Here is a 7,967-nt window from a genome sequence, read left to right on the forward strand (position 1 = left end):
CCGTGCCGACATCGTGCACGTGCGCGACTCGGTCTCGTTCGCCGGGTCGCTGCGTCCCGACGAGCTGCGCGAGCGCACCGGTGTGGTCGTGCCCGAGAGCGACGTCTACGACACGGTCGCCGGCTTCGTGATGGCCGGTCTCGAGCGCATCCCGGTCGTGGGCGACACGGTGGCGGTCGACGGCGGGAGTCTCGCGGTGACCCGCATGGACGGGCGACGCGTCGACCGACTCTCCTTCACCCCGGATGCCGCACCCGATGCCGTCGACGAGTCGGCTGCTGTGGAAGGGGGTGCGCGATGAGCGATTGGGCGGGACTTGCCTGGCTCGTCGTGCTGCTGCTCGGCAATGCCTTCTTCGTCGGCGCTGAATTCGCCGTCATCTCTGCGCGCCGCTCCCAGATCGAACCGCTCGCGGAGCGCGGCTCGCGCTCCGCGAAGACCGCGCTGTGGGCGATGGAGCATGCGACCCTCATGCTCGCGACCAGTCAGCTCGGCATCACGATCTGCTCGCTGCTCATCCTGAACGTGTCGGAGCCGGCGATCCACCACCTCCTGGCGGTGCCGCTCGGCCTGACGGGTCTCGAGGAATCGGCCGTCGACGTGATCGCGTTCATCGTCGCCCTGCTGGTGGTCTCGTACCTGCACGTCGTGTTCGGTGAGATGGTGCCGAAGAACCTCGCGTTCTCGGTGCCGGACCGCGCCGTGCTCATGCTCGCGACGCCGCTCGTGTGGGTGTCGCGCATCTTCCATCCGGTGATCGCCACCCTCAACTGGATCGCGAATCACATCGTGCGCCTGTTCCGCGTCGAGCCCAAGGACGAGGCCGCCTCGACGTTCACGCTCGACGAGGTCGCCACGATCGTCGACCAGTCGCGTCGAGAAGGCGTGCTGGAGGACTCGGCCGGCACGGTGGCAGCCGCAGTGGAGTTCACCGACAAGACCGCGGGCGATGTGGCGGTGCCGCTCGGTGAGCTCGTGACGTTGCCGACCTCGGTCACCCCGGCCGAGATCGAGAAGGCCGTCGCGACCCACGGCTTCTCGCGGTACGTGATCGTGGACGACGCCGGCGAGCCCACCGGGTACGTGCACCTCAAGGACGTGCTGCGGGTCGCGGGTGAGGGGGAGGACGACGAGAAGGTCGCGCGCCCGATCCCGGCCAAGCGCATCCACCGCATGGTGTCGCTGCGTGAGACGACCGACCTCGAGGACGCCCTCGCTGCGATGCGGCGAAACGGACGCCACCTGGCTCTCGTGCGCGATGCGCACGCGGAGATCACCTCGGTGCTGTTCCTCGAGGACATCATCGAGGAGCTCGTCGGTGAGGTGGAGGACGCCACCCGTCGCGCGCGCTGAGGATGACGACCACTGAGGGGGCGGGCCGCAGGCCCGCCCCCTCAGTGCGTGCGGCGCCGGGCGCGTTCGTACTGCGGCGGCCACGGGACATCCGCCCCGATCTCGGTCGCCGCGCGCAGGCCGAAGTGCGGGTCGCGCAGCCACTCGCGGGCGGCGAGGATCGCGTCGGCGTCGCCGGCGGTGAGGACGCTCTCGGCCTGCGGCCCGTCCGTGATGAGTCCGACCGCCGCCGCGGGGAGCCCTGCGTCGCGCAGCGCCCGGGCGAGCGGCACCTGATACCCGGGACCGACCGGGATCTGCTGGTGGGCCACGAGCCCGCCGGAGGACACGTCGAACAGATCCGCGCCGCGCTCGGCACTCCAGCGCGCCACCTCGACGACCTCGGCGACCTCGAGCCCGCCCGGTGCCCAGTCGGTGCCCGAGAAGCGCACGAAGACGACGGTGTCGGGAGCGGCGCGGCGCACCGCCTCGACCACCCGCAGCACGAGGCGGGCACGGTTCTCGAGGGAGCCGCCGTAGGCGTCGGTGCGGGTGTTCGCGAGCGGGGAGAGGAACTCGTGCAGCAGGTAGCCGTGCGCGGCGTGGATCTCGAGCACGTCGAATCCGATCGCGACGGCCCGGACGGCCGCCGCCGCGAAGTCGTCGACGATGCCGTCGATCTCCGCGATCGTGAGCTCGCGCGGATCGACGAGCCCCTCGAACGCGATCGACGAGGGGGCGACCGGCTCCCAGCCGCCGTCGGCAGGCGGCACGGTGCCGCGCTGCGGGGCGAACGGCGGCCAGGTCGACGCCTTCCGGCCGGCATGGGCGAGCTGCACCCCGACCGCCGCGCCGCGGGCGTGCACGGCGGCCACGATCGGTGCCCAGGCCTGCGCCTGCGCGTCGTTCCAGAGGCCGACATCGGCGGGGGAGATGCGCCCGTCGGGCGACACGGCGGTCGCTTCGGCGAGCACGAGGCCCGCGCCGCCGCTCGCGAACTGCGCCAGGTGCACGTGGTGCCAGTCGTTCGGGAGCCCGTCGACCGCCGAGTACTGGCACATGGGCGCCACCCACAGTCGGTTGCGCAGCGTGGTACCCCGCAGGGTCAGCGGTGCGAACAGTGTGCTCATCGAGTCCTCCTCCGGGCGGGCGACCGCCGGTGATCGAGCCGCGCGGCTAAGGTGACGCCATGAGCGCTTCGGCTTTCGTCGACGTCGCCGCGGTGGCGCGGGTCCTTCGGGGGCCAACCGACGCCGATGACAAGTATTCCCGCGGTGTCGTGGGATTGCGTACGGGTTCGCTCGCGTATCCGGGCGCCGCGGTGCTGGGCGTCGAGGGCGCCTGGCGGGCGGGAATCGGAATGGTCCGCTACACCGGTCCGGCGCGTGAGCTCGTTCTCGCTGCGCGACCCGAGACGGTGACCGCGGATGGGCGCGTCCACACGTGGGTGGTGGGGTCGGGCACGGATGCCGCATCCCGGCCGTTCGCCGAGACCGAGACGCTCACTCGCCTGCTCGCGGGCAGTGTGCCGGTCGTCGTCGATGCCGGGGCGCTCGAGCTCGCGCCCGCCGCGCACGCACCGGTGATCGTGACGCCGCACGCCCGGGAGTTCGCGCGGCTGCGGGCGCAGCTGGGTCTCGATCACACCGACATCGAGGGCGATGACGGCCGGGCGGCAGCGGCATCCGAGACCGCGCGGGCGCTCGGCGCCGTGGTGCTGCTCAAGGGCGCGCGCACCGTCCTGGCGGCGCCCGACGGGCGCGTGCGAGTCGTCGCGGCGGGCACGCCGTGGCTCGCGACGGCGGGCACCGGGGACGTACTCGCCGGCGCGATCGGGGCGGTGGCGGCATCCGTCATGGCAGGCCGCGTCGCGGGAGACACCGCCGTCGATCTCCTCGATGCGGCGGCCGCGGGCGCCTGGCTCCACGCGCGCGCCGGCGAGCTCGCGGCATCCCGGGCGGGCAACGGTCGACCGGGCCCCATCACCGCGCTCGACGTCGCGCGCGCCCTGCCCGAGGCCGTGGGGGAAGCGCTCGCGCGGGGGATTGCCGTTCGGTAACGGTTCCCGCGGGGCGTCGTCCTCTACAGGGAGCGGCACGGTTGCCCCTCGTACACTGGTCCGCGATGTCGAAACGTTCGGTGCTCTGGATCGCATTCGTGGTCGTGCACCTCGGCGTCGCCATTCTGGGATTCACCTATCCGAATCAGCCCATGGGCGACGTGTACAACGTCTACGAACCGTGGTCGGGCGCGTTCTTCCACGACGGACTCTTCCCCGTGCGGGACGCGTACTCCGGGATCGTGCACGATTCGTACTTCGGCTACGTCGGCATCGACACCGGCTGGGTCTACCCACAGCTGGCGATCTTGCCCATGCTCGCCTCCTGGCTGTTCGCCTGGGCCGGCGGGTACACGATCGGCTGGGCCGTCGTGGTCACACTGCTGGATGCCGCCGCTTTCGCGGTGCTCATCGGCCGCGGCCGATCGAACGGGCGCAACGCGGGAGCCTGGTTCTGGCTCGCGTTCATCGCGCTGCTCGGTCCGGTCTACGTCTACCGTCTCGAGGCGGTCACCGTGGCGCTGTCGGTCGCGGGCATCCTGTGGCTGGCGCGCCGACCCTGGCTCGGATCCGCACTGCTGGCGGTCGCGACCTGGATCAAGGTGTGGCCGGCCGCGCTGGTCGGCGCGGCGCTCATCGCGCTGCACCGACGATGGGTCGTGGCTGCATCTGCGGCGATCGTCACCGTGCTCGTCGTCGTGCTGGTCGCGGCGGCCGGCGGCGGGCAGTACGTGTTCGGGTTCGTGGGGGACCAGACCACGCGTTCGCTGCAGATCGAGTCGCCGGTGAGCTCGATCTACCTGTGGATGTACTACGTGGGCGTGCCGACATCCGGCATCGGGTGGGATCCCAACCTGCTGACCTTCTATGTGACCGGCCCCGGTGTCGACCCGGTCATCAGCGTGATGACGCCGCTCCTCGGAGTGGGTGTTCTCGCAGTCGCCGGCGTGGGTGCGTGGAAGAAGTACCGCGGCGCGACCTTCGGCGGGCTGCTCCCGTCGCTGTCCCTCGGCCTCGTGCTCGCGTTCATCGTGCTGAACAAGGTCGGCTCGCCGCAGTACATCGCCTGGATCGTGCCGCCCCTCGTATACGGCCTGGTGCTCGATCGCGGGCGCTGGTGGAAGCCGGCGACCCTCGCGCTCCTCATCGCCCTGGCGACCCAGATCGTGTATCCGCTGGTGTACTTCAACATCCTCATCGTGGACCTCGGGCCGCTGCTGGTGCTGACCATCCGCAACATCCTTCTCGTGGTGCTGTTCGTCTGGACGATCGTGCTGCTGGTCCGCGTGCCGGTGCACCCCCAGATCGCTGCCCGCCGCGACCATCGGGTGCCGCCCGCGCCCGTCACCGCCGACTGATCTTCCGGAGGTCACCATGCTCGTCGCGTTCTCCGTCGCTCCCAGCGGCACGGGTCGTGAAGACGGCTCGGTGCACGATGCGGTGGCGGCCGCTGTGCGCATCGTGCGCGACTCGGGTCTGCCGCACCGCACGACGAGCATGTTCACCGAGATCGAGGGCGAGTGGGACGACGTCTTCGATGTCGTCCGGCGTGCGACGGAGGCGGTGCTGCCCTTCGGGTCCCGCGTCTCGCTCGTGCTGAAGGCCGATATCCGCCCGGGCTACACGGGTGAGCTCGATGCGAAGATCGAGCGCCTCGAACGGGCCATCGACGACTCTGAGGAGTAGACCCGAGGGCCTCGCGTGCACGCTCCGATCTGCGCGCGCGGACGTGCATGGCGTCGGGTGCGGGCGTGGGCGCCGAAACGATTCGACAGGGGTCGATCCCGGGCGTACCATTTTGTTGTGACCTCCCCTCAGATATCGAAGGGGGCGGCAACGGCGGCGCTTCTCTCCTTGGCCATCGGCAGCTTCGCGATCGGCATGGGCGAATTCGTCGTCATGGGCCTGTTGCCGAACGTCGCGCAGGACCTGCTGCCCCAGACGTGGGCCACCGCCCCCGGCGACGCGATCGCCCAGGCCGGCTGGCTCATCAGCCTGTACGCGCTCGGCGTCGTCATCGGCGCGCCCACCATCGCCGGGTTCGTCGCACGCTATCCGCGCCACCGCGTCATGCTCGTGCTGTCGATCGTGCTGGCCGTCGGCAACCTGCTCACCGTGCTCGCGCCGACCTTCGGGTGGGTCGCGGTCGCGCGCCTCGTGACGGGACTGCCGCACGGCGCCTACTTCGGCATCGGCGCCCTCGTCGCCGCCGACGTGATGGGTCCGGGCAAGCGGGCCAAGGGTGTCGCGTTCATCCTCACTGGTCTCACCGTCGCGAACGTGGTCGGCGTGCCGCTCGGCACGTTCCTCGGGCAGCAGATCGGATGGCGCGCCGCCTACGGCGTGGTCGCCGTGCTCTGGGTGGTCACGGCGATCATGATCGCCCTGTTCGTGCCGGCCCACCCCGGCGACCCGGGCCGCACCATGCGAGCGGAGCTGCGGGTGTTCCGTATCCCGCAGGTGTGGTTCACCCTCGCGCTCGGCGCGATCGGCTTCGGCGGGTTCTTCGCGCTCTACAGCTACGTCGCGCCGATGGTCACGGATGTCGCCCACGCGCCCCAGTGGGTCGTGCCGATCGTGCTCGTGCTCATGGGCGTCGGGATGACGATCGGAAACATCATCGGCGGGTACCTCGCCGACATCAACCTACGGCGCACCCTCCTCGGCGGGCTGCTGTCGATCGCGCTGGTGCTGGTGATCCTCGCGCTCGTGTCGCACTGGATCGTCCCGCTCGCGGCCCTCGTGTTCGTCATGGGGCTGGTGTCGTCGTCGGTGAATCCGACCGCGCAGACCCGTCTCATGGATGTCGCGGAGGACAACCAGTCGATCGCGGCCGCCCTCAACCACTCGGCGTTCAACATCGGCAACAGCCTCGGCGCATTCCTCGGCGGCGTCGTGATCGCGTGGGGCTGGGGGTTCGTCGCGCCGGCGTGGGTCGGTGTCGGTCTTGCGCTGATCGGCTTCGGCATCGCGTGGCTCTCGTTCCGCGTCGAGGACAGGTCTCGTCGCCGCGCGGGCCTGGCGATCGCCGGTCCCGCGGACTGACGCCCGCTCCCGGACTGACCGGGACGGCTGCTTCGCGCGTGTCAGCCGGCGGGTGCGTCGAGCAGCCGCCGCAGGTGTCCGCCGACCTCGTCGGACTCGATGAGGAAGCCGTCGTGGCCGAAGTCGCTCGAGATGACGACCGCCCGGTCGCCGTCGAGTGTGCGCGGGATGCTGCGCGCGATGCGGTGCTGGCCGTCGACGGGGAAGAGTCGGTCGCTGTCGACGCCCAGCACGAGGGTCGTGGCGGTGATCCGTCGCAGCGCCTCCTCGACGCCGCCCCGGTCGCGGCCGACGTCGTGCGAGTTCATGGCCTCGACGAGCGTCACGTAGGCGTTCGCGTCGAAGCGGCGCGTGAACTTGTTGCCGTGGAAGTCGAGGTAGGACTCCACGGCGAAGCGTCCGCCGTGGCCGAGGGGCGAGACATCCGACTGCCATGACCGCTGGAAGCGCAGGTTCAGCTCTTCGGGGCTGCGGTAGTTCAGCAGCGCCATGCGGCGCGCGAGCGCGAGCCCACGGTGCGGTCCCTCACCGGCGGCCGCGTCGTAGTAGTCGCCGCCGTCGAACCCGGGGTCGAGGCGGATGGCCGCGAGCTGGGCGGAGTTCAGAGCGACCTGGTCGGCGGTGACGATCGGGGGAGCGGCGAGGACGCCGAGCCGGGCGACCCGCTCGGGATGCGAGATCGCCCACTCGAGGGCGTGCATACCGCCCATGGATCCGCCGATCACCCCCGCGAACCGCTCGATGCCCAGCGCATCGACCAGCCGCAGCTGCGCCTCGACCTGGTCGCGGATCGTGAGATACGGGAAACGCGCACCCCACTCGGCGCCCCGTGGTCCGATGCTCGCTGCACCCGTCGATCCCTGGCAGCCGCCGAGCATGTTGGGGGCGATGACGAACCACCGGTCGGTGTCGATCGGAGCGCCGGGTCCGACGATGTCGCCCCACCAGCCGTCGGTCGGATGCCCCGGCCCGCCCTCGCCGCGCACGTGCGAGTCGCCCGTGAGGGCGTGCAGCACGAGCACGGCGTTGTCGCGGGCGGGGGAGAGCTCACCCCAGGTCTCGAAGGCGAGCCGGTAGGCGGGGAGGGTGGCCCCGCCCTCGGTCGTGAACGCGCCGAAGGCGGCGAACCGTCGGTCGCCGGCCGGATCGCCGTCACGCCACGCCCCGGTCGCCGGTGGGCGCCCGCCGAGGCGGCGGGCGTCGGCTTCCGAAACCGGCGCGCTCGGCACCGTGTCCTCGGAAGTCTGCCAGTCCATCGCTCCATTCTCCCCGCCCGTGGCGCTGCTCCGGGGACTGTTACGCGAACGGGGTGATCTCGTAGGTCGCGCCGTGCTGTCCGGCGAGGGCGATCGGGGTGCCGTTGCGTCGCTGCACGAATCGGTGGTGCGCTCGAAGGTCGGCGGGGAGCCGATCGTCGAGCGCCGGGAAGGTGCCGCGGCTCTCATTGGACAGCCAGGTCACCGGGCGGCCGAGCCGTCGACCGAGGTCTCCCACGAGCGCGACGAACGTGTCGCGTTTCGCGGCATCCGGG

The 7,967-nt window shown here is 71.2% G+C and carries 8 protein-coding genes and 1 pseudogene; 6 read left to right on the forward strand and 3 right to left on the reverse strand.

The genetic code is table 11. The features are described 5' to 3' along the window. Both ASG00_RS16485 and ASG00_RS02280 read left to right on the forward strand, forming a co-directional pair. Positions 1–301 (forward strand): transporter associated domain-containing protein (locus ASG00_RS16485; RefSeq protein WP_327037462.1); only part of this gene is annotated, 301 nt, incomplete at its 5' end. Next, positions 298–1,353, forward strand: coding sequence for a hemolysin family protein (locus ASG00_RS02280; RefSeq protein WP_056206525.1), 1,056 nt, complete (start codon positions 298–300; stop codon positions 1,351–1,353). The genes ASG00_RS16485 and ASG00_RS02280, both read left to right, overlap by 4 nt. Positions 1,354–1,394: 41 nt before the next feature. On the opposite strand, the gene ASG00_RS02285 is transcribed toward ASG00_RS02280, so the two are convergent. Next, positions 1,395–2,462, reverse strand: a complete 1,068-nt coding sequence (locus ASG00_RS02285; protein ID WP_056206527.1) for an NADH:flavin oxidoreductase/NADH oxidase — start codon at positions 2,460–2,462, stop codon at positions 1,395–1,397. A 59-nt stretch (positions 2,463–2,521) separates the two neighbouring features. Here ASG00_RS02285 and ASG00_RS02290 point away from each other — a divergent pair, with 59 nt between their 5' ends. The 4 genes from ASG00_RS02290 to ASG00_RS02305 all read left to right on the forward strand — a co-directional run bounded on the left by ASG00_RS02290 (position 2,522) and on the right by ASG00_RS02305 (position 6,436). Next, on the forward strand, positions 2,522–3,391 hold the full coding sequence (locus tag ASG00_RS02290; RefSeq protein ID WP_056206529.1) for an ADP-dependent NAD(P)H-hydrate dehydratase: 870 nt from the start codon (positions 2,522–2,524) through the stop codon (positions 3,389–3,391). 65 nt (positions 3,392–3,456) lie between these two features. After that, positions 3,457–4,749 carry a DUF2029 domain-containing protein gene (locus tag ASG00_RS02295; RefSeq protein ID WP_056206531.1) on the forward strand — a complete coding sequence of 431 codons (1,293 nt, stop codon included), beginning with the start codon at positions 3,457–3,459 and terminating at the stop codon, positions 4,747–4,749. A 16-nt stretch (positions 4,750–4,765) separates the two neighbouring features. Further along, positions 4,766–5,077: a thiamine-binding protein gene (locus tag ASG00_RS02300; RefSeq protein WP_056206532.1), complete on the forward strand. Its 312-nt coding sequence runs from the start codon at positions 4,766–4,768 to the stop codon at positions 5,075–5,077. 117 nt (positions 5,078–5,194) lie between these two features. Then, complete coding sequence (locus ASG00_RS02305) at positions 5,195–6,436, forward strand: MFS transporter (RefSeq protein WP_056206535.1); 1,242 nt, start codon at positions 5,195–5,197, stop codon at positions 6,434–6,436. A gap of 41 nt (positions 6,437–6,477) precedes the next feature. On the opposite strand, the gene metX is transcribed toward ASG00_RS02305, so the two are convergent. Both metX and ASG00_RS02315 read right to left on the reverse strand, forming a co-directional pair. Continuing rightward, entirely contained in the window at positions 6,478–7,692 is a 1,215-nt protein-coding gene (gene metX, locus ASG00_RS02310) for a homoserine O-acetyltransferase MetX (RefSeq protein WP_056206537.1), read from the reverse strand. A 40-nt stretch (positions 7,693–7,732) separates the two neighbouring features. Beyond that, positions 7,733–7,967 (reverse strand): annotated as a pseudogene (locus ASG00_RS02315) (hypothetical protein); the annotation flags it as partial.

Origin of the sequence: Microbacterium sp. Leaf351, assembly GCF_001423825.1 — a bacterium.
GTDB lineage: Bacteria > Actinomycetota > Actinomycetes > Actinomycetales > Microbacteriaceae > Microbacterium > Microbacterium ginsengisoli.

Excerpts from the sequence above, each read along its gene's own strand:
- ASG00_RS02285 (WP_056206527.1), bottom strand. The coding sequence starts at position 2,462 with ATGAGCACACTGTTCGCACCGCTGACCCTGCGGGGTACCACGCTGCGC.
- ASG00_RS02290 (WP_056206529.1), top strand. The coding sequence starts at position 2,522 with ATGAGCGCTTCGGCTTTCGTCGACGTCGCCGCGGTGGCGCGGGTCCTT.
- metX (WP_056206537.1), bottom strand. The coding sequence starts at position 7,692 with ATGGACTGGCAGACTTCCGAGGACACGGTGCCGAGCGCGCCGGTTTCG.
- ASG00_RS02280 (WP_056206525.1), top strand. The coding sequence starts at position 298 with ATGAGCGATTGGGCGGGACTTGCCTGGCTCGTCGTGCTGCTGCTCGGC.
- ASG00_RS02300 (WP_056206532.1), top strand. The coding sequence starts at position 4,766 with ATGCTCGTCGCGTTCTCCGTCGCTCCCAGCGGCACGGGTCGTGAAGAC.
- ASG00_RS02295 (WP_056206531.1), top strand. The coding sequence starts at position 3,457 with ATGTCGAAACGTTCGGTGCTCTGGATCGCATTCGTGGTCGTGCACCTC.